Genomic DNA, 26,958 nt, shown 5'->3' with positions numbered 1-26,958 from the left:
GGCGAATCCCGACGAACGGGCGTGCCAGGTGTCCGATTTGTGGGCTTCACGCCGTTCCAGGTCGGACGGAATCGCCGGTTCCGGTGGAGAGCCGGCGATCGGCCAGGTAGAGGGCCGCGAGGATTCCGGCCTCGACCACCGCCGTTGGCAGATAGAGATCCTTGTCATGCCACAGCGCCGGGTGCCGTGCCGCCTCCGCGGAGGAGATCAGGCTGCGGCGGCCATTCGTCAACGCGCGTTCCGTGGCGTCATCGGACGGTGCCCCGGCGAGTGACAGTGTCTGGATCGCGTAGGCAGTCTCTTCGGCGGTGCCGCTCCACGCGCCCCACGAGCCGTCCGGGCGCTGCGTGGCCAGCACCCAGCGGACCGCGCGTGCCACCGCCTCCCGCGCGCCGCCGCCGCCGAAGTCGGAAAGCGCCAGCGCGCAGCATGCCGTCGCGTAGTAAGGCGAGGCGTGCCATCTGTCGCGCCAACTGCCGTCCATGTGTTGCCGATCACAAAGCCAGGATGAGATTTTTCGCACGGACGTGGCCGCGCGGTGAACAGTCCGGGGATTGGCGGTGGACGCCTCCCGCGAAACGTCCCGCAGATATTGCCCGAAAGCGTCGAGGATGTGCGCGTTCACGCTGGTCGAATGACCGTCTTCTCCGGGCCAAGTACAAAAATGCGTCTCGGTCTCGTATCGCCATAGCGCGTCCGGCGTTCGCTTGACGCCGAGCAGAGAAAGCGTGTAGAGAGCCACAGCCGTGGTGTCGGCGTCGGCGGGCAGCCCGGCGGCCGCCGGGCTGCCGTGCGGGCCCACGGCGGCGGCCAACTCGGCCGCCAGCCCGGCGGGCACCGCCGGGGAGAGCCCCGCGCGCAGCAGGCTGCTGATCACCCAGGAGCGTTCGAAGACCGTGATGGGGATGCCGCACGGAACCGGACCGCGGTGGCGTTGTCCCACCGCCTCCAGGAAGCGGCGGGCAGGGTGGCCGGGGTCGGCCGGCCCCCGTTCGCCGAGCCATGCGGCGGTGGCGGCCGGCGCCGCGCCGATCGCGCCGGTCGGGGCGGGCGCGGCGCCGGCCGCGCCGGACGCCGCCGGACCCGCCACCTCCAGCGCGTGGAAGAGCTTCATCTGCAGGGGCAGGCCCGCGTCCAGTGCGGCCAGCATGGCGTCCAGGCGCCTGCGGTCGATTCCGGCGGGCAGGGGAGGCGGCGTCCAGTCGGCCACCCGTCCGACGTCCGTGGACGGCGCGTCCCGCAGAACACGCAGGCGCGCCCCGATCGAGCCGACGAGCGAGGCCGTGATCATGTCCACCGCGGGCGTGTCGGGGACGTCGTTCGCGTCGAGACCGGGAATCAGCCGGGCGAGCATGCCCAGCGCACGGTCGGCCGAACGCGCCAGGACCGCGGGGGCGACGCCGTCCGGCCGGCGCACCAGCGCGCTCAGGACGGCGTCGGCCGCGCTCAACGTGGGGACGAGCGCGTACCCTCCGGGCCCGCCCCAACCGCCGTCCGTCCGCTGGTTGGCGAGGAGGTAGGCGACGCGGCTCGCATGCCCGGTGAGCCAGGGCGCGACGGCCACCAGACGCGCGGTCTCGTAGGCCGACGGCGAGACCCGCCCCCAGGGCTCGCGGACGAGTCCGTTGATCAGTTCGTTGGCTTCGGTCTCGTAGCGGCAGGGCTGGACGTCCGAGGACGGAACGTGCACGGTCACAGCGCACCCCAGTAGTCGGTGATCCCGTAGAAGCCGGTGCTGTATCCGATCTGCCGCTCCAGATAGTCGACCTGGGTGGGGCACGCCTCTCGCAGCGGCCGGAGCGACTCGCGGCAGTCCTCGACGATCGAGGTGATGCGCGCGGCCACCGTGGACCGGTCCACACCGAGCATCAGGGAGTTGAGGTCGCCCCAGGTGACGTCTCGCTCGTAGGTGGCCAGATCGTTGAGGAGCCGCAGGACGCACTGGACCTTCTCGCTGACCTTCCTCAGGGAGCCGAGGCGGGCGAGCGTGGGATCGTCGCCGGTGAAGATCCAATGCGCGATGTTGACCAGCGAGGACCCGAAATTGTCGGCATTGGCCAGGTACTGCTCGAACGTGAGCTGATCGGCGCGGCGGTGCCGGCGGTGCGCGCCGTCCGCCTTCCAGTCCCACTCGACGGCCATCGCGGTCAGATAGCGCCGCAGCTGGTCCCGCCACATCCACCGGTGGGCGTCGAACGCCGGCACGGACGTGAGGTCGGCCTGGATGTCGGCCAGGCAGCGCGCGAGTTCGGCGCCCGGCGTTCCGGATTCGGCCGCCTTCTGGCCGGCGACGTCGACGTCGGGCACCGCGAGGCACTCGCGCGTCACGGCGTCGATCTCGTCGCGCGTCTTCGCGACGTAGTCCACGATCCAGTCGGCGGCGAACACCCAGAGCGAGGTGCGGACGGCGATCCGGAGCCGGTCCGCCGACTCCCAGGGCGCGCCGAACGCGTTGGCGAGCGCCACCGTCCCGTACAGCCGGGCGTCGAAAGGGCGGGCGGAGAAGAGGACGGGATAGGACGCCGCCCACTCCTGCAGGTCGCGTTGGCACTCCGCCGCGAGCGCGGCCGTCCTCCCGGCCTCCAGCGCGCGCTGGATCTCGTCCTCGCCGGAAGGGTCCTCCGGTCCGGTCACCGCCGGTCCGCCGGATCCAGGACGATCTCGACCCGTTCTCGCGGGCTCAGCGTCAGCCCCACCTGCGGGCGGACCGGGCTCTCGTTCCGCACGACCGGACGGAATCTCCGCAGCATCGTCGCGGCGATCAACTGGGCCTCGACGGTGAAGAGGAGTGTCCCCAGGCACTGGTGGGGTCCGGCGCCGAACACCATGTAGGCGAACCGATGACGCCCCTTCGACCGGGCGGGGGAGAACCGTTCGGGGTCGAAGACGTCCGGGTCCGGCCACACGTCCGCCAGCCGGTGGGTGAGGTAGGGGCTGATGACGATCGTGCTGCCGCCCTTGATCCTGATCCCGTCGATGACGTCGTCGTCGACGGACGTGCGGGGGAGGATGCAGGCGACGGTGTACACCCGGAGCAGTTCCTGGACGACCATCTTGGTGTAGCGCAGGTGCGGCAGGTGCGTGCGGTCCGGCATGTCCGGCCCCAGCACGGCGTCGATTTCGGCGTAGACCTTGTCCGCGATCGCCGGATGCTCCTTCAGCGCCACCCAGAGCCAGGTGAGGGCCGTGGCGGTGGTCTCCGTCCCCGCCATGAACATCGCCAGGACGCCGTCGCGCACCTGCTGGTCGTTCAGACCCCGGCCCTGCTCGTCCCGGGTCTCGATCAGCATGGAGACGATGTCGCGCTCGGCTGTCTCGCCCCGGCGCGCCCCCTCCACCATCGGGAAGATGACCTCGTCGACCGCCCGGCGCGCCTCGTGGAACGCCCGGTCTCCCGGCAGGCGGACGGAGAGCGGGGCGAACGGCGTCAGCAGCCGGGGGCGCATCGCCTTCATCGCCGTCCTGATCGCGTCGGCCAGGTGGTCCGCCCCGTCGAGGGAGATCCGGTTGCCGAAGAACACGCGGATGATGGCGCGTTGCACGATGCGGGTCATCTCGGCATGGGAGTCCACCGGCCGTCCCGTCGCCCGCCGGGCCAGATCGTCGACGGCCTCCGCGATCGTCCGGGCCATCTCGCCGGTGACCGAGGCGATGTTGGGACCGGTCATCAGGCGCTGGAAGACCCCCCGGTTGAGCGCCCACTTCGGGCCCTCGCCCGCCATGTCGCCGACGAGGCGAGTGAGCGGTTTCCACATCATGCCGCCGCGCGGATAGTTCTCCACGTTGTCGCGCAAGATCCATTGGACATGCTCGGGGCGGGTCACGAGATAGGGCCGGGAAACGCCGAGGTTCACCCTGACGATCTCGCCGCTCGGCTCATTTCCCAGCCCGTCGAATGTCTTCAGCGGCTCTCGCATCAGGGCTGGCAGTTGGCGGAGCGGCAGCGTCCGGGCCCTGCGGGCGGGCCCGGTGTCGACCTCGGCAGTCATTCTCGACCCCTTGTGCCGGTTGACGAGCTCTCGTCGTTTGCGGGGAAGCGGAGGGGCATGAAGGATCGAATGCGCGGTTTGTTGGTGGATGGGCTATCTGGGCGTTTTATGGGGAGTATCACATGATCAATTAACGGATTCAAGTGTCATTGAGGTAGGAAAACACCCATTCGTGAGTGACCTGACTCACTTTGCAAGTAAAATGACACCAAGGTCAACTAAATCTGACACCGACCGCGGTCGGCCGGGGCCGTCGAAACGGTTCTCGCGCCACCTCGTCAGCGGACGTGCTCCGCGGCCGGAAGCAGGCCGGGCCAGGGCCGTCGTTTGGCCACCGTGAACCGGCCTTTCACCGTGTCGTCTCCGCAGCGCGCGACGACCGTGTAGGTGCCGGGCTCAGCCGCCCGCTCGATGGTCGCCGTCCCGTCCTTGGCCGGTTGGTTGAACGCCTCGGACGTCACCTGCTGCCCGCGGTCCACGCAGTGCGGCACCGAGACGTCGACCCGCTGCCCAGGATGGGCGACGTCCGGGTCGATCAGGACGGCGTCGTCGTCCGCCGTCCCGCCCGGCGGCGGTACGAGCATCCCGGCGGCGACGAGTGCCGTTCCCAGGACGATGACGCTGACCAGCCGCAACGAGAGCTCCCTCGGATCCGGGCGCGTGTGACGTCCGGCACTTTAGCCTCCCTAGGCGGTCTCGGGGAGCGCTTCGCGGCGGGCGGCGCGCAGACCGTCCCAGGTGAGCATCACCAGCGCGAGCCACACCAGCAGGAAGCCCGTCCAGCGGCTCGCCGGCATCTCCTCGTGCTGGACGAACACCCCGATGGCGAACTGCAGAACAGGGGCCAGGTACTGCAACATGCCGATCACCGTCAGCGGCAGCCTGATCGCCGCCGCGTTGAAGAACATCATCGGCACAGCCGTGACCACACCCGCCGCGGCCAGCAGAACGGCCTGCCCGACACCGTGGTGGCCGAACGTCCCCTCGCCCTGCCCCTCCAGCATGAGCACGAACCCCATGGCGGGCAGGAACAGCACGGCCGTCTCGACCGCCAGGCCCTCCGCCGACGGCATGTCGACGAACTTCTTGATCAGCCCGTACGTCCCGAAGGCGAACGCCAGCACCAGCGCGATCCAGGGCGGACGCCCGTAATCGACGGTCAGCACGACCACCGCCAGCGTGCCCATCCCGACCGCGCACCACTGCCACGTCCGCAGCCGCTCGCGGAAAACAACGACCCCGAACAGAACACTGATCAGCGGGTTGATGAAGTACCCCAGCGCGGCCTCGATCGTCTGCCCGCTGTTGACGGCGTAGATATAGGTGCCCCAGTTCACCGTGACCACCACCGCCGCCAGCGCCAGCAGCGCGACCTGCCGGACGGTCAGCGTCCTGACCCACCGCAGGCTCCGCCGCGCCGCGAGCACCGCCGCCACCGCGACCAGCGACCACATGATCCGGTGCGCGAGGATCTCGACCGCGCCCGCGGGCTTCAGCAACGGCCAGTACAGCGGGAACAACCCCCACAGTGCGTACGCCGCGACCCCGAACGCGATCCCCCGTCTCGCCACGAAAGCAACCTACCAGGACGTAATCAGCCAAAAGGAGAAACACTCATGACTCCGGCGGCGAGCTAACCTGAAGGCATGTTCGGCTTCGCGAAGACCCAGATGGTCACCCCGGAGAAGGCGCTCCCCGGCAGGGACGAGCCCATCCCGGTCCCACTGCGCCACGAGGTCCTCAACGCCCCGCTCGCCCCGCCCTTCCCGGACGGCGCCGAGATCGCCGAGTTCGCCCTCGGCTGCTTCTGGGGCGCCGAACGAAAGTTCTGGCAGACCCCCGGCGTCATCTCCACCGCCGCCGGCTACGAGGGCGGCTACACCCCGAACCCCACCTACGAAGAGGTCTGCAGCGGCCACACCGGCCACGCGGAGGCCGTCCGCGTCGTCTACGACCCGGCCAAGGTCACCTACGACGACCTGCTCCGCGTCTTCTGGGAGTCCCACGACCCCACCCAGGGCATGCGCCAGGGCAACGACGTGGGCACCCAATACCGCTCGGCCGTCTTCTACCGCAACGCCGACCAGCAAAAGGCCGCCGAAGCCTCCCGAGACGCCTACCAGCCCGTCCTGACAAAGTCCGGCTACGGCGAAATCACCACCGAAATAACCGCCGCCACCGACTTCTACTACGCCGAGGACTACCACCAGCAGTATCTTTCAAGCAATAAAAACCCCAACGGCTACTGCGGCCTAGGCGGCACGGGTCTGAGCTGCCCTGTGGGTGTCGCTCCGGCGGAATGAGCGCCTCGGCTTTCAATGAGATCGCGGTGTTGTGGGCTGAGCACGTCGAGGCGCCGTGGCCTGATGATCTCTACTCGGCAGGCGGCCCTGGCAAAGACGTGGCCGAGATCGATGGCGCCATGGCGGGCTGCATCTCCACCTACCTACAGATACATGGGGTGCTCGACACGGACCGCTCTCGCATCCTCCGCTCCTCTTCCAGTGACTTGGAAGAGATCCTTCCCCGCCTGCAAGGCGAAGCGGCGGCGTACGTACGTCGCCTTATCCGCATGGCCGATCTGATCGCCTTCTGAGTCGATCACTCGGTCACATGGCATGGCGGGCTGGCGGGACGGGCGTGAGCCGCACTGTCGGCGTCGCCGGGGCTGAATAGAGATCGACCTGTTGGAACGGCCGTCATGCGGGTGTGTCGAGCACTTCGCGTACTTCGGGGATGTCGCGGAACGGCTCTAGCTTTGTGAGGACGATGCGGGCTCGCTGGGCCGTGCGGTCGCTCGCGAAGTCGGCCGAGAGGTCGAGCATCTGGCGAGCCGCGCGAGCGGCTTCCTCTGGCTCGTTGGCGTCCACGAGTACGACGGCTAGCCACGAGAGGTAGAGAGCCAGTTCGCGAGTGTGGGTCGAGTCGTAGCGGCTGAGCACCTCTTGCAGGAGTGGGACGGTGCGCAACGGTTTCCGGAGTTCGGTGTAGACGCGGGCGTCCATCACGTCGAGTTCCTCGGGGGGAGACCCAGTAAGCCCAGTCGGGGGACTCCTGCGAGTCCTCGTCGGCCACGGCTTCGTGGGCCTCGGCGAGCGCGCGCATTGCTGGCTGGGCCTGGCCAACTTTGGTGTGCGCCCATGCGACTCGGTCAAGGTAGAGCGCACGGGCCTTGGCCGGGGCGTCCGGCCCTGCCTCTTCCAGCGTTGCCAGGGCAAGGCCCAACCCGTCGTCCTCCCAGCCGGTGTTGGAGAGCTGATAGGCGAGGCTCCCAGCAAGATTGCCGACCAGGGCGAAGTCTCCGGCCTCCCTGGCGGCCGAAACTCCAAGCCGGTAGGCGCGCGTCGCCTGGTTGTGCTCGCCCGCGTCGCTGGCGATCCATCCCGTGATCTGCGCTATCTCTCCGATGCTGCTGAGAAGGGAGCGGCCGGTCTCCTCGGAATGCGTCGTCTCCCGGTAGAGCCGGACGGCTCCGTCCAGTTCTCTGAGCGCGGGGGCGACTAGGTCGCCACCGGCGATGACGTCGTCGGCCAGTCGCAGGCTGTGCGCCCGGTCGGCAAGGGCGGCGGCTGCGGAGGTTCCGACTCGGCGGCCCGTTTCGCTTGCCAGCGGACCAAGTTCCACGTCGTGATCGGGCAGGAAGTAGGCGAGTGCCTCGGCCGGACTGCGCGGCCCGGCGCTGAAGTCCACGCCTCGCGCATGGGCGGCTCCGCGTTCAAGGGTGTCGAGTGGAACGCCCAGAGCCGTCGCAAGAGCGGACAGCCAGACTTCCGGAACGCGCTCGCCTCGTTCCCATCGGCTGACCTCGTGCCGCGTCACAGAGGCGGTCCCGGATATCCGGCACAACGTCTCCGCCAGTTGCCTCTGGCTCTTGTATGCGTCCCTGCGCATCTGTGCGAGGTACGCCCCGAATCGCTTCCGCCTTGTGTCGCCCACGCTGGCCCCTCCCTCACTCAAGTTTGGCCTCCCTGGCTGGTGCCTCCGGGAACCCGGTGAGAAAGACAGGCTCAGAGCCCTGGAACGGCGGCACGTCCCGTCGGTCAACTCCGGTCGGCGGCGGTCGAGCGCGGTGGCGCTGGTGCTCAGGTGCGCACGCTGGTCGAGTTGCGGCTTGCGTCCTGAGGGCTGGGCAGGCTGCGCGACGACGTGGCGCTGATCGCCAGTGAGTTGGTAACCAACGCCGTGAAGTGGGGGACGAGCGGGAGATCCGGGTGAGGCTCACGCGGGAGCCTCGCGGGGTGCTGCTGGCGGTGTGGGACTCCTCGGCTGGCAAGCCAGTACGTAAGCGGGCGTGGGCGTAATGACCGGCGACACGGCTGCGGACGCTGAGGCGCTGAACCCGGGATACGACTCCGGGACAGGCGGCGGGGGCCTGCAGATCGTGGAGGCGCTGACGTCGGAGTACGGAGTGACTCAAACTGCCCCGGCCGGGAAGTGGGTGTGGGCTCGCATGGCCGTTTGACCTGCTCGGACAGCCCAAGGAACGAACAGATCAGCCGAGCGGGGCCGGAGATGGTTGACGGTGTCCGCCGCAGAGTCGGCCGGTGGCAAATGGTGCTGCGCTGGCGGACGCTGCTGGGAGACGACACGGCTGGACCGGCTGTTGAAGTATCGGATGTTCCCCAACGTCGAATGGGCGTGAGGGCCGCGGCTTCCCTTTCGCGCTGGCATGGTCGGGCCGGTCGACGGCCGCCCGAGGTGGACGGCTGTGGAAGATTGACGGCTGCTGGCCACCGACCTTCCGGCGATGATCTTAGTGCGTCGACCGCCGGCTACTGTTCCGAGCCCTCTTCGGTGTCGTCCTCCGAACCGCCCTCTTTAGGGTCGTGCTCCGAACCGCGCCGGGTCCGGGTCGCCTCCTTGCGGCCGACGAACGACAGAATCAGCAAGACCAGGGCGATCAGCGGCCCGAAATAGACGAGAAAGGCCGTGACGGGTTCGTGGTAGAAATCCACTGGCCGTGATCCCGCTTCCTGGGAGGCGCCGAACCAGAGCACAAAGCAGATCACGAGCCCGATGCGTGCCCGTTTGCGGGTCATGGCGATCTCCGTTTCCAATTATGGCCCCGCCCGACGGGGCTAGTCTCCTGGTCAACACCCTCCGAGGACAGGCAGAGGCCGACGTCTACCCCGAAACCTGGTGCCAGACCTTGCGCATCGCGCACCTGACCATGCCTGATCGTGCTCGGGACCCGTCCCGCTGGAGCCGGTCGGCCCGGGGCGGGTCGGCCCGGAGAGGCCGCATGCCCGGCCCCGGAACCGACCCGGCGGCCGCGTAGCGGGCACCCTTGATCTTGATCTATTGGTTGGGTAGTTGTTGGTCGGTGACGCGGCGGTTCGAGCTGCCTGATGCGGAGTGGGAGCGGCTTGCGCCGCTCCTGCCCTGTTCTGGGGGGCGTGGTGGCCGGGGGGCCGATCACCGGCGGGTGGTGTCGGGGATCTTGTAGCGGGTCCGGACAGGGGTGCCGTGGTGGGACTTGCCGGAGCGCGGCATCGGCGCCCGCGTCGGCCACCTGGCCGTCGACCGGCGGTGCCGGCCGATCGCCCGGCTGACCTCACCGGGCCAGCGATTCGACGGCGCGATGCTGCTGCCAGTGCTCGGCCAGGTCCGCATCAAACGCTGCGGCGTCGGTCGCGACCGAGTCCGGCCTGGCCGATAAGGCCTACTCCAGCCAGGCCATCCGCGCCCATCTGCGCCGCCGGGGGATCAAGGCGGTCATCCCGGAGAAGACCGACCGGCAGAAATGGTGTAAGCGCCGTGGCGCGGCGGGCGGTCGCAACCCGCTACGACGAGAGGGCCTTCGTCTACGACGGCACCATCGACGTCGCCTCCATCAAGATCTGGCTCCGCGACCTCACCCAAGATCTACCGGACACGGCCTAGTTGATCAACCGGTGTTGCGACCACCCCTAGGGCTGTTGACCGTACTGCTGCTGCGCGAACGGTTGCTGCACCGGCTGCCTGCCGCCGAGCCCGCGGTCCCGGGTGAGGTGGTGGCCGGCGAGCGCGCCGAGGCCCGCGGTCCAGCCGTAGAGGAGGCCGAAGGAGGTGCCGTCGGCGACATACCCTCCGATCTTGTGGAACTCGGCGCTATCGATCACCAACTCCACGAACAGCCCGGTGATGAAGCCCCCGACGCCCGCGGCGACGACGCAGGCCCACCAGCCGGTGATGACCGCACCCAGAGCTCCGCGGTTCGGGTCGACGGCGCGTATGCCCACCGCGACGAGAGCCGCGAGCAGTGCCAGGGAAAGAATCACGCCGAAGTCCACGGCGATGACCACGCCCCAGCTCATCCCGTTGTCCGCGTAGAGGAACCATCGGAGGGTCTGGAGCCAGTAGACCGGCTGCCAGATGCCCCCGTAGGCCGGCCCGGCCTCGTTCCTGAGCGCCTCGGCCACCCACTGGTTGCCGAAGACCACGGATATGACCGCGACCGGGAGCACCGCGCCTCCCGCTGCCATCACCATTCGCCGCATCGTCATGGCGCGCAGTGTAGTGCCGCCGACTCCGCGCCTGAATGCCCTGCATTACGCGGGGGTGCACGGTTGGCCCCGATTCTGTCAGGCGGGGCAGAATGCGAAAATTCGGGTCCACCTGCTTCTCCAGATCCCTCGCCGACGGCCCAGCCCGCCCAAATGGCGCGGCAACGCCACCCGGTTCGACAAGCTCGCGCGCAACTACCGTGCAGGAATCGTCCTGGTCACAGCCCTGCTCTGGATCAATGCATGATCCACCGGACAGGGCCTAGTTCGCCTTCGGCTGTTCGTCACGCTCTGTGTGCTGGCTGCGGATGGCTTTCGCTTGCTGGATGCGGGCTTGTTCGGCCCAGAAGTGTTCGCCGTGCGTGAGGCCGCTGCCGAGGTACTTCCATGGCGGGTGGTCACGGTGGTGTGGTCGGCTTCGGGCTCCGACCCCCTGGGTGACCGCTCGATGAGCGGATGGTGGTGGGCCGGGATCGCGTCGGCAGAGTGAACCAGCCGCCTGGCACTGAGGTGCTCGAAAATGATTGGCCGATCGGAAACGGTTGGCCTCACCATCGACGCCATGGAAGAACCACGACACAGGATCCGCGCTCTCCATACGACGTCCACGATCACCGTCTACCAGGCGTACGCCCCCCATATCGGGGTGCCGGCTGTGCGCCAGGGTGGTTTCCCGGCAGCATTTAAGCGGGACCGGATGACGTGGATCAAGCCATCGTTCCTGTGGATGATGTACCGCTGCGGTTGGGCCACGAAGGCGGGGCAGGAGACCGTCCTCGCCGTCGAGATCACCCGCGATGGCTTCGAGTGGGCGCTGCGCCACTCGTGCCTCTCGCACTACGTGCCCAGACTGCACTCAGATCGCAAGACCTGGGAGCGTCAGGTCAAGCGCGCGCCGGCCCGCGTCCAGTGGGACCCTGAGCGCGATCTGGATCTAAGGCCCCTGCCGCACCGCTCCCTGCAACTTGGGCTTTCCGGTGAGGCCACACGGTGCTACGCGGACGAGTGGATCGTCTCGATTAGCGACGTGACACTGCTCGCCCATGAAATCCACGCGCTCGTCAAGGCTCGTGACCTGGATTCCGCGACCCGGCTGCTACCGCACGAGCGCCCGTATCCCTCCGAGGACGATCTGCTGGTACACCTAAAGGGATGACCGAGCAACCTCACCCAACTACTCACATGGGAGTGCGGCCTAAGCGGCACTGACCTCTCGTGCGCGGTGGGGGTTGCGCCGACTGATAGGTGAGCCAGGACGCGGAAGTCACTTTGCCTGTCCTGCGGATGTGGTGCTCGTTGATCCAGCGCATGGAGCGGGCTGGCGGCGTTCGGCCACGTAGTCCGATCACTCGGTGGAGGTTGCCGAGGTGGGGACGTCGATCGTTTGTGGTGGGTCAGGCTGCTGTGGTTATCGAGATGAGGATCGCTGCGATGGTTACGGCTAGTACGGCGCTGGCGATTGCGAAGGCGATTCGGTGGGGATGTCGTTCGGCCCACGAGACTAGGCCTGGGTATGTCTTGGTGAATTCCTTGGCGCTGCCGTAGTAGTCGGGTCCGGTGCACGGTACGCCGAGCGTCTGGATCAGGCGGTCGACGTCCTCGCGCTTGTAGTAGTTGACGCCGACTCTGATGAGCAGTTTGCCGTGTGCGTCGAGTAGGAACAGGCTTTCGTTAGCCCCTCTCGGCACCTGGATGGTTGCGCGCACCGCCTTTGTGACGCGCGAGCGTGAGCGGTGCTGCCGAATGAACAGCCCGCGTACGACGATCTCGTGCGAGGTCAGGGTGATGCGGGACGTGAGGAGGGCTGCTGTCCCCAGGGCGATCAGAACGGTCCAGAAGGCGGCCACGATTGGGGCGAACACGGTCGGGGCGTCGCCGATCAGGATCGCGGCGACCGTGGCCGCGCCGCCCAACGCCAGAGCGGCCAGCACGATCAGTCCTGTTCTGGAACCTGGCCGCAATTCTAGGGTCGCCTGAACATCACGCACGCTGACTCGCCCCTTCCGTTCGAGAGCGTGTCACATCGCTGGCAGGCTTCAACACGCGGGGCACGGTCGTTTGTGAGTCAGGCGAAATCGGCCTCTGTCATGCCGGGTGGGTGGCCGGGGGGCCACTGTACGAGTTCGATTCGGTAGCCGTCTGGGTCGGTTAGCCAGGACGTTCTGAATCCCGGGGCCGGTTCCGCCGGTGGTTCGGCCGTGACGCCCTTGTCCGCGAGGTCGGCGATCGTGGCGTCGAGATCGTCCACCTGGACGACGAGGTGGTTGACGGCGCCGGTGTCCTTGACCGGGCGCGCGGGGTCGTGGACGAGTTCGAGGCTGACGAACGGATCGTCGGGCAGTTTGAGCATGGTCAGACTGCCGAAATCCGTCTCGGGGACATGGCCGAGTTCGGCGTAGCCCAACGCGGTGTAGAAGGCGAGCGAGCGTGCCAGGTCGGTGACCCGCAGCCCGAGGTGCAGCATGCGCATGAGTGGCAGGCTAGTGCGGCACGGGCCGCCAGGAGTCAGGTGGGGAATCGGTGGGTGGTGTGGGTGAAGTCGCCTTTGCCGAAGGCTAGGGCCTTTGCCGGACGGACCGTGAAGACCTGCACGTCGTCTGCGCTGTTGTGGGAGAAGCCGGTTTCGGTGACCTGGTATTGCCATTGGCCGTCCCATTTGGCTGCCCAGGCGGTGGCGAGACGTTCGAGGGTGGCGCGGTCGGTGACGCGTTGGGCCGTGCCTTCGACCATCACGTCTAGCCCTTCGTCCCATCGGTTGCAGCCGGTGGTCAGGACGACCTGGGGATTGCCGGCGAGGTTCCGCGTCTTCTGCTCGCCCGGGCCGGTGCAGAAGTGCAGGGCGTCGTCGAGCCAGACGGCCACCAGAGGCGTGACATGGGGGCGTCCGTCCGGGCGGACGGTGGTGATCCAGAACAGTTGTGCGTTTTCCAGGGCTTCGCGTGTGGTCGTCCAGGACGTCGCTTGGGCGCCGGGATCGCTGAACCGTTCGTCCAGACGGGTCACCGGGTCGGTCATGGCCACTCCCGAGGAAGAGAGGTGGTGCGGTCGGATCATGCCGGGGGAGGAGATCCCCGCTGCGAGCCGTGCTGAACCTCGCGGGCGACGCGGTCGGGGGCCCGCGCGCCACTGAGATGTGAATGTACGGTCGGGGCATGACATTCGACGGGGTGCGTCTGGTCCGGTCAGCCGGTATTGGGGCGTGGCCGTGGCTTGGACGGGAGTTGTGACGCGTGGAGCCGGGGCTGCGGGCGGAGACGTCCATTGTGGTCGGGGACGAGGACACCGCGTCCGCGGTGGGGAGCGGCGACGTCCCCGTATTGGCGACGCCGAGGCTGCTCGCGGTGATGGAGGCGGCGACGGTCGAGGCCGTCCGGCCGTCTCTGGACGGGGGCCAGACCTCGGTGGGGACGCGTGTGGAGTTGGAGCATCGGGCGGCCAGTCCCGTGGGCATGCGCGTGACGGTCGAAGCCGAACTGCTGGAGGTCGAGGGGGCGCGGCTCGTCTTCGGCTGTACGGCCACTGACGAGCGCGGCACGGTGGTCGGTGGCGGGCGTATTGAGCGTGTCGTCGTCGACCGGGAACGGTTTCTCTCGCGCCTTTCCCGGTGATCTGAACCTGTCTGTCAGTGGGCGTGGGTAGGGTCGGGGGATGGGGTTTGAGGTCGTTTGTGAAGTCGAGCCGCCGACTCGGCCGGATTTGACGCGGGTGCGGCATCAGATCGGGGTGCTGAGCCCTGTCGCGGATTCGTTTCTGATTCCGGACAACCATATTGGACGGGCCACCGTGTCGAGTGTGGCCGTCGCGCACGAGGTTCAGGCCATGGGGGCGCGGGGGATCGCCTGCTTGAACTCGCGCGACCGTAATCTGCTGGGCTTTCGACGCGATTTGCTGACGGCGGCGGCGTATGGGGTGGAGCGGTTCCTGTTCGTCTACGGGGACAAGCCCTCGGCGGGCGGACGGACGAGCGAGTTGACCGTCCGGGCGATGATGGACGAGACGCGCGCGTCCGGCGAGGATGCGGTGTTCGCGGGCTGCGGGCCGTTCCAGGTCGGGGTGACGTCCGGTCTGCGCAAGGTGCCGGAGTGGAAGAGGGCCGCGGACTTCATGTTCGTCCAGGTGAGTTACTCGATTGAGAATCTGCTGCGGTGGCGGGAGAGCGTCGAGGTGGACGGTCCCGTCTACGCCGGTGTGATGGTCTTGGCGAGTGCGGGAATGGCCCGGAATCTGGCGTCGTCCATTCCGGATATCGACATTCCGGCGGAGCTTGTCGAGGCTGTCGAGCGGGATCGTTCGGCGGGGGTCGCGGCGGCTTGCGAGCAGGTGCTGGCCGTCCGGGAAAGCGGCGCGTTCGACGGGGTGCATCTGGTGCCGGTCAGCCGGTATCGGGAGGTCGCGGCTGTTCTGGAGCGTGAATTGGGTTAGATGAGGTTCTGGTCGCGGGCGTAGAGGGCGGCTTGGGTGCGGTCGCGGAGGCCCAGGCGTTGCAGGATGCGGGAGATGTGGTTCTTGACCGTGCCCTCGCTGAGGTAGAGGCGCTTGGCGATCTCCTTGTTGGTGGCGCCGGCGGCGATCAGGCGCAGCACCTCCGTCTCGCGCGGGGTGAGGAGGCCCGGGTCGGGGAGGGCGGCGGCGAGGCGGCGGGTGATCGTGGCGTCGAGCTGGGCGACGCCGGAGCGGGCCAGCCGGACGGCGGCGGCGAGTTCGGCCGCCGGGAGGTTCTTGAGGAGGTAGCCGGACGCTCCCGCGCGCATGGCCTGGACGACGTACTCGTCGTCGTCGAACGTGGTGAGCATCACGACCTTGCAGGACGGGTGGCGGGCGAGGACCTCGGCGGTGGCGGCGACGCCGTCCATGCCGGGCATGCGGACGTCCATCAGGACGACGTCGGCGGACGCGGCGGCCTCGACGGCGGCGGCCCCGTCTGCGGCGGTGCCGATCACCTCGATGCCGGGCTGGATTCCGAGGAGCGACGCGATCCCCTCGCGGACCAGTTCCTGGTCGTCGACGACGAGGACGCGGACCGGGTTCACCACGGCACCCGGATCGAGATCGCGGTGCCCGCGGGGCTGCTCGCCAGGTCGAGGCTGCCGTCGAGGAGCGCGATGCGGTCGCGCATGCCGCGCAGCCCGAATCCCTCGGCGTCCTCGTGGGCGGGGAAGCCCTGGCCGTCGTCGTCGATGGTGAGGGTCGCGCCTGTGTCCTCGTAGGCGAGGGTCAGGCGGACGTTGGTGGCTCCGGAGTGGCGGCAGGCGTTGGTCAGGGCCTCCTGGGCGGCGCGGTAGAGGGCGGTGAGGGACGTCAGCGGGCGGCCTTCCTCGTCGCCGGTCACGTCGAGGGTGATGGTCGGGCCGTCGAGGTGGTCGATCAGGTCGGTCAGGGCGTCGGTGAGGAGGAAAGGGCGTTGTCCTAGGGCGCGCACCGACTGGCGGACCTCGGTCAGCGCGCGGTCCGCCGACCAGCGGGCGTTGCCTACGGCCTCCCGGGCGCCGGACGGGTCGAGGTCGGCGAACGCGTCGGCCTTCTCCAGCTGGACGGCGATCGCGGTGAGGTGGTGGCCGAGGCTGTCGTGGATCTCGCGGGCGAGGCGGTTGCGCTCCTGGGCGGCGGACAGCGCCTCGACCTCGTGCATGATCCCTTCCAGCCGGACGCGGGCCTCCCGCTCGCGGACGGCGACGGCCGCCATGGTGATCGCGAGGACGATGCCGAGCGCGAACATCACGACGTCGGAGACGTGCTCCGCGCGGGTCTGCCAGCCCGGGACCCGGAGCGTGAACAGCACCGGGAGCGCCGCGACGCAGGCCGTGCCGAGGACGATCGCCGCACGGCGTCCGAGCGTGAAGTACGCGGTGAACGGGACGAGGACGAACAGGGCCCGCGAGATGCCGGAGTCGTCGAGCGCGTTGACGGCGACGTAGAGGCCGGTCTGGGTCAGGAGGAGCACGGCCGCTGGAAGACGGCGTTCTGCGGCGTCGATTCCGATCAGGAGGAGCAGGAGTGCGGAGAAGGCGGCGATCTGGAGGGATGGGCCCGTGTCGACAAGTGCGTAGTACGCGCCTCCGGCCAGTACCGCGAGGCAGAGGAGGGGCGACACCCAGGGCACTGGGCGCGTCGAGGCCATGGACGGAGGCTACGTGGGCGCGGACGCCCCGGCCACCGGCCGGACGGATTCCGGCCAAAGGTCATGTGCCGTTCGGGCCAAGCGGGTCCGGCTGGTTCGCACTTATCCGTGAATGGCGGCGCTCATTACGGTGCGTGATGTCCCTCACGGAAGGTGTTCGACATGATGCGTGCCATAGCGCTCGTTTCCGTCCTGCTGGCTGCGATGGCCGCGCCGGCAGCGGCCGATGCGGCAGCGGCCGGAGCGGCGGCGGTCGGTGCGGCCGCGGCGGCGGATACGGGGTGCGGTGAACGGGAACTGCGGGTTCCGGGCGCCGTGCGGTCTGTCGCGGTGTGCCTGCCCGATCTGACGACGGCGGGGACGGTGCCGGGCGGGCATACCGATCCGGCCGACTGGGCCGGGTTGGAGGCTCCCGGGACGGTGAATCCGTCGGGCGTTCCCGGAATCCAGATCGACGGCCATTTCCCTGACTCGTCCAAGACCAATCCCACGCACGGGTGGAACCAGGATTCGCAGTTCGTCATCCGGCTGCCGCAGCGTTGGAACGGCGGGCTGGTCGTCAGCGGCCCGCCCGGCGTCCGGGAGCAGTACGCGAACGACCGCATCATCGGCGACCACGTCCTGGCCAGGGGGTATGCGTTCGCGGCGACGGACAAGGGCAACACCGGGCCGGCCATCTACACGGACGGTCGCCGCCCGGGTGACGCCATTCAGGAATGGCACCTGCGGATGGCCCAGCTGACGCAGGCGGCCAAGCGCGTCGCATCGCAGAAGTACGGCCGTGAGCCGCGGTACACGTACGTGGCGGGGTTGTCGGCCGGTGGTTACCTCGTCCGCGGGCAGCTCGAACGATTTCCTTGGCTGTACAGCGGCGGGGTCGACTGGAACGCGCTGTTCTTCGCGTCGAAAGGGCCGAGCCTGCTCACGACGTTGCCTCCGGCGCTGCGCGCCTTTCCGCGCTATGCGGCGGGGAAGGCGGGAGCGCATGAGGAGATGCTCGCGGCCGGATATCCGGCCGGTTCGGAGCCGCTCTGGGGCTATCACCACAAGAACCTGTGGGATTTCCTGCAGCGGATCGTCCGGGAGGAACTCGACCCGTCCTATGACGGCGCGCGGGAGGCGGGGACGCCGTTCTGCGCGGAGGGGACGGGCGCGGGATGCGACACCGACTACGAATATGGCTCCCGCCCGCGCGAGGTGCAGGAGGCCGTCCGGCGGGTGTCGTTGACGGGACGGATCCATCGTCCGCTCATCAGCGTTCAGGGGACGCTCGACGTCCTGACGCCGATCAGCAAGTACGGCGACGTGTACGCGCAGATGGTCAAGAAGGCCGGGCGGGGAGGGCTGCACCGCTACTACCGCGTGCCCGGCGGCACCCACACGGATGGGCTGAGCGGCGCGTTTCCCACGCTCGTCCGGCCGATGCAGGCTGATTTCCTGACCGCCTTCGACAGGCTGGTCGACTGGACGCAGCGCGGCGTCCGCCCGGAGTGAACACGTCCGAAAATGCCGCAGGGCCTTCCCGACGTGCGGGAAGGCCCTGCGGAGGAAGCGGTCAGTACGGCAGGAGGCGGCCCGAAGGGGTCCGCAGGTCGGGCTGGCTCGGTTGACGTGGGGGCCTGGGGCGTTTGATGAGCTGCTGCCGTGCCATGTTGATCATCTCCCCCCGCCGGGCTGGATCTAACCCGGCGATCGAGCCGATGTCGCGCTGCACTAAGTAGGACGCCTTCACCCTGCGCGAGGTTCGCCGAGCTTATGCGACAACCTCTGCCCGTTCGACCGATTTTCAGCCGCGCGGACGTCGCGGAATGTGTCCGGACCGTCGGCCACCCCTGGTCAGGACACCCGTCGCGGGGTCAGGACACGATGTCGCGGCTGCGGAAGCGGCGGAACGCGAACGCGAACAGGACGGCGGCGTAGGCGACCGAGACGGCCGCGCCCTTGGCCATGCCCGTCCAGGCGATCTCGGGCTGGAGGGCGTCCATCCACGCGTACATCCAGTGGGTCGGGAGGAAGTCGCGCCAAGCGCCGAGCGCGGTGACGGCGTCCAGGATGTTGCTGACGATGACGAGCCCGACCGCGCCGCCGACCGCGCCGAGCGGCGAGTCGGTGGTGACGGAGAGCAGGAACGCCAGCGCCGCGACGACGAGCTGCGAGACGAGGGCGTACCCGACGATGATCGCCATCCGGTCGAGCGCGGTGCTCACCGGGACGGTGCCGCCGGTCGGGAGCTCGACGTCGCCCCAGCCGAACGCGACCGTCCCGGCGAGCAGCGACATCAGCGGCAGGCTGACGACCGCGATCACCGCGTACGACAGCGCGACGATCAGTTTCTGGCGGAGCAGGCGGCCGCGCGGCACGGGCGCGGCGAGGAGGTAGCGCAGCGACGACCAGCCCGCCTCGCTCGCGACGGTGTCGCCGCAGAACAGCGCCACCGCGACGACGAGCAGGAAGCCGGTCGAGACGAACAACGCGAACAGGGCGAAGTTCAGGGCGCTGGACGTGGCGACGTCGACCAGGCTGGGCACGCCGTCCGTGCCGGGGTCGCCGCCGACCTTGAACGCGACCACCAGCACCCACGGCAGGACGAGCAGGATCCCGAACGCGACCAGCGTGCGGCGGCGGCGGAACTGGCGCACCGCCTCCACCCGCAGCGGAAGCGTCCGCCGCACGTCGTACGCGGTCCCGGGCCTGGCCGTCGTCCCGGTTTCGGGCGGGCTCGTGTGAGCGGTCACGAGGTCTCTCCGATGATCTCCAGGAAGGCGTCCTCCAGGCGGCGGCCGGAGCCGGTGATCTCCGTGACCGGGCCCGCGGCGACGCGCCGGCCGCCCGCCATGACGACCGCGTGCGTGCAGGTCTGCTCGACCTCGGCCAGCAGGTGGCTGGAGACGATGACCGTCCGTCCGGCCGCGGCGTACCGGACGAGCACGCCCCGCATCTCGCGGATCTGCGGCGGGTCGAGGCCGTTGGTCGGCTCGTCCAGGACGAGGAGGTCCGGCAGCCCGAGCATGGCCTGCGCGATGGCGAGGCGCTGGCGCATGCCCTGCGAGTACGTCCGGACGGGACGGTCCAGCGCGGAACCCAGGTCGGCTATCTGCAGCGCCTCGTCCAGGTGGGCTTCGTCCAGGGGGCGACCGGTGGCGCGCCAGTAGAGGTCAAGGTTGTCGCGCCCGGAGAGATGTGGAAGAAAACCAGGCCCTTCAACGAACGAACCCAGTCGCGACAGGACGGGAGCACCGGGATAGACGCGGTGACCGAAGATGCGCATCTCGCCTGAGTCGGGATGGATGAGGCCCATCAACATGCGCAGGGTCGTCGTCTTCCCTGCGCCGTTCGGGCCGAGCAGCCCTAGCACCTGACCCTTCTCCACCCGGAACGACAGGTCGGCGACGGCCAGATGGCCGTTCTTGTACGCCTTCGTCAGGCCCGTTATCTCCAGCGGGACGTCGCTGTCCTGCTCGGGGGCGGGACGGCGCCGTCCGGTCAAGACGATGAGCAGGGCGAGAGCGACGCCCGCGAGCGGGAGGGCCCAGACCCACGCGGGGACGGGCGTCGGCTCGGTCGCCAGCGACGGGACGGTCGGGACCGTCAGCGGCGACACCGCCCGCACCTTGTAGGACGAGGGCTCCGCCGGAGTCGCGAACCCCAGGTCGGTGGTCGCGATGACGAGCCGGAGCCGGTGGCCGCGGTCGAAGCGGTGGTCCATCGCCGGAAGCGTGACGGTGACGTCGCGTCCCCCGGACACCCGGAACGGCGCGGCCAGCCGCCGCGCCAGCGTCGCCGTCCCGCCGCTGGGTGCGACGTCGTACAGCTTGGCGAACAGCGGGCCGTCCCCGTCCACCCGGAGCCGGACGCTCGCGGCCCCCGTCAGTTGAAGCGGTTCCTCCAGCGGACGCGTGTCGAACACGGCGAACTGCCCTGGCCGCTCAGCCGGGAACCCGCCGCCCACCGAACCGAGTGCGCCTAGCGAGCCGGCGGCGCCGCCGGAGCCGAGCGACCCCAGGCCCGGCACCGCGGAGATCGATGCGGGTGACCCGCCCGGCGGGTTGTAGATCGTCTGCTCCCGGCCGCTCAGCGGCAGAGGCACGGGACCGCTCGAAAGGCCCGGATACGTCGGCGTCGTCGCCTCGTCCACGACGACCCTCCGCGTGGACGAGTCGATCCCGCCCGACCGCGTCACCGTGAACCCGCCGTCGGCGGAAGCCCCCTTCAGCCGCGCGTCGAAGAAGTCGACCACCAGGCCCTCGACCCGCTCGGTCTCGGGATCGCCGCCGTCGTGGCCGCCCTGGAACCAGACCACCGACACGGGCGCGCCGTTGCGGGCGATCGCGCGGGCGTTCGCGTCGGCGTGGTCGAGCGGGAACAGCGAGTCGGATTGTCCCTGGACGAGCAGCGTCGGCACCCTGATCCGGTCCGCGACGGAGGACGGGCTCGACCGGCGCAGCCTCTCGATGGCCGTGGCGGTGGGACGGCCCTTCTCCGCGACCTCCTGGTACATCTCGCACAGGGACGGCAGGAAGCGTCCGCATGCCGTCCGGCCCGCGCTGCCGGTGAAGAACAGGCCCGCCCACAGCTTCTTGAAGACGCCGTCCGAAGGGCCCGCGCCCGTGAAGTTCGGGAACAGCGCGTCCGCGAGGCTGTGCCAGGTGATCATCGGCGCGATGGCGTCCACCCGCCGGTCGTACGCGGCGGTCAGCAGCGCGATCGCGCCGCCGTACGACCCGCCCGCCATGCCGAGCCGCGGGTCGCCGGGGCGGTCGAGCCGGACGCCGGGACGCCGCGCCAGCCAGTCGATGAGCTGCCGGGCGTCCTTGACCTCGTAGTCGGGGGAGTTGAGCGCGATCTCGCCGGTGGAGCGCCCGAACCCGCGCGCGGACCAGGTCAGCACCGCGTAACCGGCGCGGGCGAGGCGGCGCGCCTCGGCCGCGACGTCCCGCTTGCTGCCGCCGAAGCCGTGGCCCAGCATGATCGCCGGCACGTCGGCGCGTCCGGCCGGGCGGTAAAGCGTGGTGTCGAGCGTGACGCGCTGGTCGTCGCGCGGGCCGTCGACCACGGCGATGCGCTGGTCGGAGACCTGGACGCGGGACGCACGGTCCGCCGTGACGCCCGCGACGCCCGCGACGCCCGTGAAGCCGACGCCCCAGGCGGCGCACCCGGCGGCGAGCGTGATCGCCGCCCCGGCCGCGGCCCAGCGTGCGGCGCGCCCCGTCCTGCCCCACCACGCGCGGAACGCGCCCCCGACCCTCATGTTCAGCACCCTATGCGCGGGCGGGCCGCCCCTCCTCGTCCGACGTGCGGAGCCTGCCCGGCGCGGCCCGGCCCGTCAGCGTGCGGGGCGAGGCGAGCGCGTCAGCGTGCGGGCGTGTGCGGGGCCAGGGCGGCGGTGAACATGGCGGTGAGGCGGTCGGTGAGCTCGGCCGGGTCGGCGGCGCGCAGGTCGTTGAGGCCGAGGAGGCGCCGGACGGGGCCGCCGCCCATGATGATCGTGGACGCGAGGAGCGCACGGGCGCGGGCGTCCGGGCCGTCCAACTGCGCGACCAGCGGCTCGACGATCACGTCCTCCAGGTGGTGCAGCAGGATCTCCTTGACCTCGGGCTGCCCGGCCGACCGGTCGAGCATCCGCGACATCGGGGTGCCCCCGGGCCGGTCGGTCTGCCGGACGAAGTGCTCGGCGAGGCGGCGCGGCAGGCCCGCGGGCTCCCCGGCGATGACCTCGCGCAGCAGGGACTCGCCGGCCAGGACCTCGCCGAACAGCGCCGCCTTGGACCCGAAGTACCGGTTGACCAGCGCCATGTTCGCCTCGGACCGCGCCGCGATCATGCGGACGGTGACGCCGTCGTAGCCGTGCTCGCCGAACAGGTCGCGGGCGGCGTCCAGGATGCGCCGCCGGGTCGCCTCCCGGTCGCGCTTCGGCCGCCGCGCCGCCCCGTCGCCGGTGCCCGCGCCGCCCGTCGACGCCGCGCGTTCGGTCTCGTCCCTGAGCCGCATCACCACATCCTGTCGATCGGTCACGGCCGGTGTCCAGTGTCCTTCGAGTTGCAAGTAAACAAGCGCCTACATAAGATACATGCAAAGCACAGGTAATTCATCGGCTACGCGCAGCATGGGGGCAGGGGTGGCTCAGGCGAGCGTGGCGTCGCACGGCCCGGCGGCGTCAGAGCAAGCGCGACCGCAGTACACGCACCGCCAGATCCTGGAGATCCTCTCCGGCCTCATGCTGGCGATGCTGACCGCGATGATCTCCAACTCGGTCATCGCGACGGCGCTGCCGACGATCGTCGGCGACCTCGGCGGCCAGGACCAGCTGTCCTGGGTGGCGAGCGCGTCGCTGCTCACCATGACCGCCTCGACCCCGCTGTGGGGCAAGCTGTCGGACATCGCGGGCCGCAAGCTGATGTTCCAGACCGCGCTGGTGATCTTCGTCGTCGCGTCGGTCTGCGCCGGGCTGTCGCAGGGCATCGGCCAGCTCATCGCCGCCCGCGCGGGCCAGGGCCTCGGCGCGGGCGGGCTGTCCGCGCTGGCCCAGGTGATCCTCGGGGACGTCGTCGAGGCGCGGCAGCGCGGCCGCTACGCCGGGTTCATGGGCGCGGTGTTCGGCGTCGCGACCGTCGCCGGGCCGCTGGTCGGCGGGTTCATCGTGGACGCCGACGCGCTCGGCTGGCGCTGGTGCTTCTTCGTGTGCGTCCCGCTCGCGCTGGTCGCGTTCTTCGTCATCCAGCGGGTGCTGAAGCTGCCGAAGGCGCACCGCCACACCAGCATCGACGTCTTCGGCGCGTTCACGATCACCGGCGGCGCGGCCACGCTGATGCTGCTGCTGTCCATGGGCGGCAAGCAGTTCGCGTGGAACTCCGCCTGGACCTACGTCCTGCTCGGCGCCACCGTGGCCCTGATCCTGCTCGCGGTCGTCGCCGAGCGCACCGCCCGCGACCCGATCCTGCCGCCCCGGCTGTTCCGCAACCGGACGTTCGTGCTCTCCTCGATCGTCTCGGTCTGCGTCGGCATGGCGATGTTCGGCGTGATGATCTACATGCCGCAGTACCTGCAGATCGCCAAGGGCATGAGCCCGGCGTCGTCGGGGCTGATGACGCTGCCGCTGGTCATCGGGATGCTGATCACGTCCACCGGCTCCGGCCAGATCGTCACCCGGACCGGACGCTACAAGATCTTCCCGGCCGCCGGGATGCTCTGCGTCACCGCCGCGATGATCCTGCTGTCCCGCCTGCACACCGACTCGCCGAAGCTGGTCATCGGGGCGGACCTCGCCGTCCTCGGCATCGGCATGGGCCTGACCCTGCAGATCCTGATCCTCGCCGCGCAGAACGCCGCCGCGTCCTCCGACCTGGCCTCGACGACGTCCGGCGTCTCGTTCTTCCGCAACCTCGGCGGCGCGATGGGCGTGGCCGCGTTCGGCGCGATCCTCACCAACCGGGTGGCGAGCGAGATCGCGTCCGGGTTCCGCGCGGCGGGCATCCAGCGGTCGCCCGGCGGCGAACTCGGCTCGCCGGACGCCATCCAGATGCTGCCCCCGCCGGTCAGGAGCATCGTGCGGGACGCGTTCACGACCTCGCTCGAAACCGTCTTCCTGGTCGGCATCCCGGTCGCGGTCATCGGCTTCCTGGCCGTCCTCGCGCTGAAGGAGCTGCCGCTGCGCGGATCGAGCGGCCGCGCCAAGGCCCTGAAGGAAGCCACAGACCCCGGCCTCAGCCCCCCTTGAGCCCGTAGCCCCATGCGAACGGCCCCGCCGGGGGCGAGGCCGCACGCCTTCACCGCAGTGACGAGCCGCGGCGGGCCCACTCGGTGAAGGGGCGGGGCGCGCGGCCGAGGACCCGCTCGACGTCCGGACCAGCCGCAGCTCGCCGGCGTGGGAGCGAGGGGAGTAGCGAGTGCCGGCCGCAGGTTGGACGCGATCGGGGGCGGGGGCGGTTAAGCGGGTAGCCGTCCGAGCAGGTTGTTGGCGCGGGCGTTGGGGTTGTCGCTGTAGAAGAATTCGGTGAAGGCCCGGTGGAACTGTTCGCGGGACACGGTGCCCCGCCCTTCCAGGTCCAGGTAGTCGAAGATCTCGGCGCCGTCCTCGGCTCTGTTGTGGGTGGCGGCCTGGTACACCCGGGCGTAGTCGTCTGGGCCGATCGCTCCGTCGCGGTCGGTGTCGACCAGGTCGAAGTAGGCGTCGATGATGGGCTGGAGTTGCTGGGAATAGGAGTCGCGGGTGGTCAGCGTCTGGCGCAGCGTTGCGACCATTTCCTCTTCTTCGACCCGGGAGTCGAAGTTGTGGTCGAACCGTCCGATGACCCGGTCCCAGGCATTGGCGGCGGCCTCGGAGAGTCGCTGCGCTTGCGATGGGCGGCGGGGGTTGGTGAGCCCGGTCAGCCGTTCGGCCAGGAGGTGGGCGTCCTGCCGGGTGATGGCTCCGTCGTTGTCGATGTCGAGGGCGTGGAACCAGCGGCGGTACTTGAGTTCTCGTACTCCTTCCATAAGCAGAAAGTAACAACATCATCGCTGACTGTCATCGGCAGTTAGGCGTTCATATCGACAGGGTGAATGGCATTACACCTGGCCAGACAGCCTTGCAACGCCCGAACTCCCACCACGCCGCTCCCTCCGCCGCCGTCTCAACTCCGCAAGTGATCACCCGCCAGAAACACAAGAACGGCCCCGCCCGAAGGGCGAGGCCGCTACAGGGGTCGTTGGATCAGAAGTTCAGCTTGCCCGCCTTCACAGCGGTGAGGAACTGGGCGAGGCCCTTGGCAGAGAGCGTCAGGTGCCCGGCGTCGGGGGACTTGCTGTCGCGTACGCCAATCACGCCAGCGAGAGCGGCGAGTTCTACGCAGTCCTCGCCGCCCTGGCCACCTGAACCGCTTCGGCTGGACTTCCGCCATACGGGGGGATTCACTTCATGGCCTCCATCAGCTCGCGCAGGAGACTCCTAGTGGAATCTCGGGACAGGGCGTCGTCGCCTATCCGGTCATACCGTAGCCGCTGCTCCCTGAGCTTCGCGGGGTCGGATACGAGCCGACCGCCCCCGACCGCTGAGGACCAGGCGTACTCCGCCTGGCCTATGCGCAGGATGGTGAACGAGCCGTCAACGCCCGCGTGTGTCGCCTTGGCCTTTGCTAGCGCACGGATAACGACCCCGCGGTGCTGACTCATGTCCAACAAGTGCGCCAGTTGGGCACGCATGACCTCCGGTCCCCCCACAGGGTCCTCCAGCACCGTCTGCCGCACGTACAGGCGCACCTCGTCGGGCGGTTCTGGGCGGTTGAAGACCCCTTGTCGGGCCATGCGAGTCGCGACGGCAGCCTCGATGTCATCGACGATCTGAGCGCCCGCGATCAGCGCCCGCGCATAGTCCTCGGTCTGGAAGAGGGCGTGAACCACGAGCGCGGAGTAGGCGCTGATGGTGTCGGAGCGCTCCTCGTACTGCGTGTACTGGTCGAACCAGTTGGGGTCATGGCTGCTCTCCGCGAGCGTGCGAAGTCGGGTGAAATGCCCGCGAGTCTTCCAAACCCGGTCAAGAGTTTCGGCCCGACGCTGCGGCAGCTTAGCGGTGCCCGATTCCCAGTTTGAAACCGTGGAATTATCCACCTCGCAGATCCGGGCCACGTCCGCCTGAGACAGGTTCCGCTCCAAGCGCCAAACCCGCAGGTCAACGGCAAGCCAGTGCCACACGTTGTGGTCAGGGTCTAGCCTGTCCAGCCGCGACATTTCATGATCCTTAATTTAGGGATCGGTGAACGAAACGAGAAAAGTCTAAACGGCAGCGCCAGTCTGTGTCATGAGAAACAGATCCCGAAAGGCCCATCTCATGGACGCCGTCACGCACAAAACGGACCAAATTCATCAATTTGCGGTCAGGGTTACCGCATGTCGCGAAACGGTCTATTTGACCCGCGATCTCGTGCAGAGCAGCCTCATCACCTGGGGGCTCAACGCCTACAGCAGCGACGCGTGCCAGATCATGTCCGAGCTGGCGTCCAATGCGGCCCGGTTCTGCCTGAGCGCGAAGATGCGCGCGTGGATCAGCCGGATCGACGTCGGCATCGAGCTATGCGTCTGGGACGACCACCCCGGCCGCCCGGTGCTGCAGTCGCCCGGACAATTCAGCCAGCACGGCCGGGGTCTGATCCTCGTCCAGGCATTCGCGACGGGCGGTTGCGGGTGGGCCGAACTGGCGGCGGGGAAGATCGTCTGGGCTCGCATCGCCATCGACGAGCGGTCCATGCGGGCCGCCGCCTCGTCCGCGGGATGCCCCATAGTCGGCGACCTCCCGCGCGTGGACAGGCCGCACCGCCTCGCCACGTCCTCCTAGACAGGCTCCGGCCTCTGCGGCCGCACATCCCCCCGCACGTCCTTACGCCCCCCGGACGTG

The 26,958-nt window shown here is 69.2% G+C and carries 27 protein-coding genes and 2 pseudogenes; 9 read left to right on the top strand and 20 right to left on the bottom strand.

The window, feature by feature from the left end:
- Nucleotides 1-46 precede the first annotated feature (46 nt).
- The 5 genes from ACH35V_RS21515 to rarD form a co-directional block, all read right to left on the bottom strand.
- Complete coding sequence (locus ACH35V_RS21515; RefSeq protein ID WP_395974646.1) at nt 47-1,696, bottom strand: prenyltransferase/squalene oxidase repeat-containing protein; 1,650 nt, start codon at nt 1,694-1,696, stop codon at nt 47-49.
- Nucleotides 1,693-2,634 carry a terpene synthase family protein gene (locus tag ACH35V_RS21510; protein ID WP_395974645.1) on the bottom strand — a complete coding sequence of 314 codons (942 nt, stop codon included), beginning with the start codon at nt 2,632-2,634 and terminating at the stop codon, nt 1,693-1,695. The genes ACH35V_RS21515 and ACH35V_RS21510 overlap by 4 nt, the downstream gene beginning before the upstream one ends.
- The gene (locus ACH35V_RS21505; protein ID WP_395974644.1) at nt 2,631-3,989 is read right to left on the bottom strand and encodes a cytochrome P450; all 1,359 of its coding nucleotides are present in this window, start codon (nt 3,987-3,989) and stop codon (nt 2,631-2,633) included. The genes ACH35V_RS21510 and ACH35V_RS21505 overlap by 4 nt, the downstream gene beginning before the upstream one ends.
- 278 nt (nt 3,990-4,267) lie before the next feature.
- Nucleotides 4,268-4,624, bottom strand: coding sequence for a hypothetical protein (locus tag ACH35V_RS21500; RefSeq protein ID WP_395974643.1), 357 nt, complete (start codon nt 4,622-4,624; stop codon nt 4,268-4,270).
- Nucleotides 4,625-4,675: 51 nt separating this feature from the next.
- Nucleotides 4,676-5,560, bottom strand: a complete 885-nt coding sequence (rarD, locus tag ACH35V_RS21495) for an EamA family transporter RarD (protein ID WP_395974642.1) — start codon at nt 5,558-5,560, stop codon at nt 4,676-4,678.
- Nucleotides 5,561-5,635: 75 nt separating this feature from the next.
- Here rarD and msrA point away from each other — a divergent pair, with 75 nt between their 5' ends.
- Together msrA and ACH35V_RS21485 are read left to right on the top strand one after the other, a co-directional pair.
- Complete coding sequence (gene msrA / locus ACH35V_RS21490; RefSeq protein WP_395974640.1) at nt 5,636-6,292, top strand: peptide-methionine (S)-S-oxide reductase MsrA; 657 nt, start codon at nt 5,636-5,638, stop codon at nt 6,290-6,292.
- The gene (locus ACH35V_RS21485) at nt 6,289-6,585 is read left to right on the top strand and encodes a hypothetical protein (protein WP_395974639.1); all 297 of its coding nucleotides are present in this window, start codon (nt 6,289-6,291) and stop codon (nt 6,583-6,585) included. Before msrA ends, ACH35V_RS21485 begins: the two co-directional genes overlap by 4 nt.
- Before the next feature lie 103 nt (nt 6,586-6,688).
- Here the strand turns inward: ACH35V_RS21485 and ACH35V_RS21480 are convergent, their stop codons facing one another.
- From ACH35V_RS21480 to ACH35V_RS21470, 3 genes and pseudogenes are all read right to left on the bottom strand, one after another.
- Nucleotides 6,689-6,997 (bottom strand): hypothetical protein, encoded by a 309-nt coding sequence (locus tag ACH35V_RS21480; protein ID WP_395974758.1) that lies wholly within the window; start codon nt 6,995-6,997, stop codon nt 6,689-6,691.
- Nucleotides 6,998-7,763: 766 nt separating this feature from the next.
- A pseudogene (locus ACH35V_RS21475) lies at nt 7,764-7,880 on the bottom strand (hypothetical protein); the annotation flags it as partial.
- An 881-nt stretch (nt 7,881-8,761) separates the two neighbouring features.
- The gene (locus ACH35V_RS21470) at nt 8,762-9,028 is read right to left on the bottom strand and encodes a hypothetical protein (protein WP_395974637.1); all 267 of its coding nucleotides are present in this window, start codon (nt 9,026-9,028) and stop codon (nt 8,762-8,764) included.
- A gap of 284 nt (nt 9,029-9,312) precedes the next feature.
- On the opposite strand from ACH35V_RS21470, the pseudogene ACH35V_RS21465 reads away from it, so the two are divergent.
- A pseudogene (locus ACH35V_RS21465) lies at nt 9,313-9,872 on the top strand (transposase).
- A 26-nt stretch (nt 9,873-9,898) separates the two neighbouring features.
- Here ACH35V_RS21465 and ACH35V_RS21460 read toward each other — a convergent pair.
- Nucleotides 9,899-10,474, bottom strand: coding sequence for a hypothetical protein (locus ACH35V_RS21460; protein WP_395974636.1), 576 nt, complete (start codon nt 10,472-10,474; stop codon nt 9,899-9,901).
- A gap of 562 nt (nt 10,475-11,036) precedes the next feature.
- On the opposite strand from ACH35V_RS21460, the gene ACH35V_RS21455 reads away from it, so the two are divergent.
- Nucleotides 11,037-11,630 carry a DUF4291 domain-containing protein gene (locus tag ACH35V_RS21455; RefSeq protein WP_395974753.1) on the top strand — a complete coding sequence of 198 codons (594 nt, stop codon included), beginning with the start codon at nt 11,037-11,039 and terminating at the stop codon, nt 11,628-11,630.
- Nucleotides 11,631-11,868: 238 nt separating this feature from the next.
- On the opposite strand, the gene ACH35V_RS21450 is transcribed toward ACH35V_RS21455, so the two are convergent.
- From ACH35V_RS21450 to ACH35V_RS21440, 3 genes are all read right to left on the bottom strand, one after another.
- Nucleotides 11,869-12,405: a hypothetical protein gene (locus ACH35V_RS21450; protein ID WP_395974634.1), complete on the bottom strand. Its 537-nt coding sequence runs from the start codon at nt 12,403-12,405 to the stop codon at nt 11,869-11,871.
- A 134-nt stretch (nt 12,406-12,539) separates the two neighbouring features.
- Nucleotides 12,540-12,944, bottom strand: a complete 405-nt coding sequence (locus ACH35V_RS21445; RefSeq protein WP_395974632.1) for a VOC family protein — start codon at nt 12,942-12,944, stop codon at nt 12,540-12,542.
- Nucleotides 12,945-12,979: 35 nt separating this feature from the next.
- Nucleotides 12,980-13,489, bottom strand: a complete 510-nt coding sequence (locus ACH35V_RS21440; RefSeq protein WP_395974630.1) for a pyridoxamine 5'-phosphate oxidase family protein — start codon at nt 13,487-13,489, stop codon at nt 12,980-12,982.
- Between the two features lie 215 nt (nt 13,490-13,704).
- On the opposite strand from ACH35V_RS21440, the gene ACH35V_RS21435 reads away from it, so the two are divergent.
- Together ACH35V_RS21435 and ACH35V_RS21430 are read left to right on the top strand one after the other, a co-directional pair.
- Nucleotides 13,705-14,082, top strand: coding sequence for a thioesterase family protein (locus tag ACH35V_RS21435; RefSeq protein ID WP_395974628.1), 378 nt, complete (start codon nt 13,705-13,707; stop codon nt 14,080-14,082).
- A 40-nt stretch (nt 14,083-14,122) separates the two neighbouring features.
- The gene (locus ACH35V_RS21430) at nt 14,123-14,896 is read left to right on the top strand and encodes a methylenetetrahydrofolate reductase (protein ID WP_395974627.1); all 774 of its coding nucleotides are present in this window, start codon (nt 14,123-14,125) and stop codon (nt 14,894-14,896) included.
- Here the strand turns inward: ACH35V_RS21430 and ACH35V_RS21425 are convergent.
- Together ACH35V_RS21425 and ACH35V_RS21420 are read right to left on the bottom strand one after the other, a co-directional pair.
- Nucleotides 14,893-15,504 carry a response regulator gene (locus ACH35V_RS21425; protein WP_395974625.1) on the bottom strand — a complete coding sequence of 204 codons (612 nt, stop codon included), beginning with the start codon at nt 15,502-15,504 and terminating at the stop codon, nt 14,893-14,895. The two genes, ACH35V_RS21430 and ACH35V_RS21425, sit on opposite strands and share 4 nt — an antisense overlap.
- The gene (locus ACH35V_RS21420; RefSeq protein WP_395974623.1) at nt 15,501-16,592 is read right to left on the bottom strand and encodes a sensor histidine kinase; all 1,092 of its coding nucleotides are present in this window, start codon (nt 16,590-16,592) and stop codon (nt 15,501-15,503) included. Before ACH35V_RS21420 ends, ACH35V_RS21425 begins: the two co-directional genes overlap by 4 nt.
- A 162-nt stretch (nt 16,593-16,754) precedes the next feature.
- Between ACH35V_RS21420 and ACH35V_RS21415 the strand changes: the two genes are divergently transcribed.
- Nucleotides 16,755-18,086, top strand: a complete 1,332-nt coding sequence (locus tag ACH35V_RS21415; protein ID WP_395974621.1) for a tannase/feruloyl esterase family alpha/beta hydrolase — start codon at nt 16,755-16,757, stop codon at nt 18,084-18,086.
- Nucleotides 18,087-18,448: 362 nt separating this feature from the next.
- Here the strand turns inward: ACH35V_RS21415 and ACH35V_RS21410 are convergent, their stop codons facing one another.
- The 3 genes from ACH35V_RS21410 to ACH35V_RS21400 all read right to left on the bottom strand — a co-directional run bounded on the left by ACH35V_RS21410 (nt 18,449) and on the right by ACH35V_RS21400 (nt 22,604).
- The gene (locus ACH35V_RS21410) at nt 18,449-19,327 is read right to left on the bottom strand and encodes an ABC transporter permease (RefSeq protein WP_395974620.1); all 879 of its coding nucleotides are present in this window, start codon (nt 19,325-19,327) and stop codon (nt 18,449-18,451) included.
- The gene (locus ACH35V_RS21405) at nt 19,324-21,840 is read right to left on the bottom strand and encodes an alpha/beta fold hydrolase (RefSeq protein WP_395974618.1); all 2,517 of its coding nucleotides are present in this window, start codon (nt 21,838-21,840) and stop codon (nt 19,324-19,326) included. The genes ACH35V_RS21410 and ACH35V_RS21405 overlap by 4 nt, the downstream gene beginning before the upstream one ends.
- Before the next feature lie 101 nt (nt 21,841-21,941).
- Nucleotides 21,942-22,604 carry a TetR/AcrR family transcriptional regulator gene (locus ACH35V_RS21400; protein WP_395974617.1) on the bottom strand — a complete coding sequence of 221 codons (663 nt, stop codon included), beginning with the start codon at nt 22,602-22,604 and terminating at the stop codon, nt 21,942-21,944.
- A 91-nt stretch (nt 22,605-22,695) separates the two neighbouring features.
- Between ACH35V_RS21400 and ACH35V_RS21395 the strand changes: the two genes are divergently transcribed.
- Nucleotides 22,696-24,306, top strand: a complete 1,611-nt coding sequence (locus tag ACH35V_RS21395; protein ID WP_395974616.1) for an MDR family MFS transporter — start codon at nt 22,696-22,698, stop codon at nt 24,304-24,306.
- 209 nt (nt 24,307-24,515) lie between these two features.
- Here ACH35V_RS21395 and ACH35V_RS21390 read toward each other — a convergent pair whose 3' ends face one another.
- The 3 genes from ACH35V_RS21390 to ACH35V_RS21380 form a co-directional block, all read right to left on the bottom strand.
- Nucleotides 24,516-25,064 (bottom strand): EF-hand domain-containing protein, encoded by a 549-nt coding sequence (locus ACH35V_RS21390; protein ID WP_395974614.1) that lies wholly within the window; start codon nt 25,062-25,064, stop codon nt 24,516-24,518.
- A 217-nt stretch (nt 25,065-25,281) separates the two neighbouring features.
- Nucleotides 25,282-25,482, bottom strand: a complete 201-nt coding sequence (locus tag ACH35V_RS21385) for a DUF397 domain-containing protein (RefSeq protein ID WP_395974612.1) — start codon at nt 25,480-25,482, stop codon at nt 25,282-25,284.
- Nucleotides 25,479-26,294 (bottom strand): helix-turn-helix transcriptional regulator, encoded by an 816-nt coding sequence (locus ACH35V_RS21380; protein ID WP_395974611.1) that lies wholly within the window; start codon nt 26,292-26,294, stop codon nt 25,479-25,481. Before ACH35V_RS21380 ends, ACH35V_RS21385 begins: the two co-directional genes overlap by 4 nt.
- Before the next feature lie 178 nt (nt 26,295-26,472).
- Between ACH35V_RS21380 and ACH35V_RS21375 the strand changes: the two genes are divergently transcribed.
- Nucleotides 26,473-26,898 (top strand): ATP-binding protein, encoded by a 426-nt coding sequence (locus tag ACH35V_RS21375; RefSeq protein WP_395974610.1) that lies wholly within the window; start codon nt 26,473-26,475, stop codon nt 26,896-26,898.
- The last annotated feature ends 60 nt before the right edge of the window (nt 26,899-26,958 follow it).

The organism is Actinomadura sp. 1N219 (assembly GCF_044326405.1).
Classification (GTDB): Bacteria; Actinomycetota; Actinomycetes; order Streptosporangiales; family Streptosporangiaceae; genus Spirillospora.
This window is presented reverse-complemented; position numbering and strand designations above follow the sequence as displayed.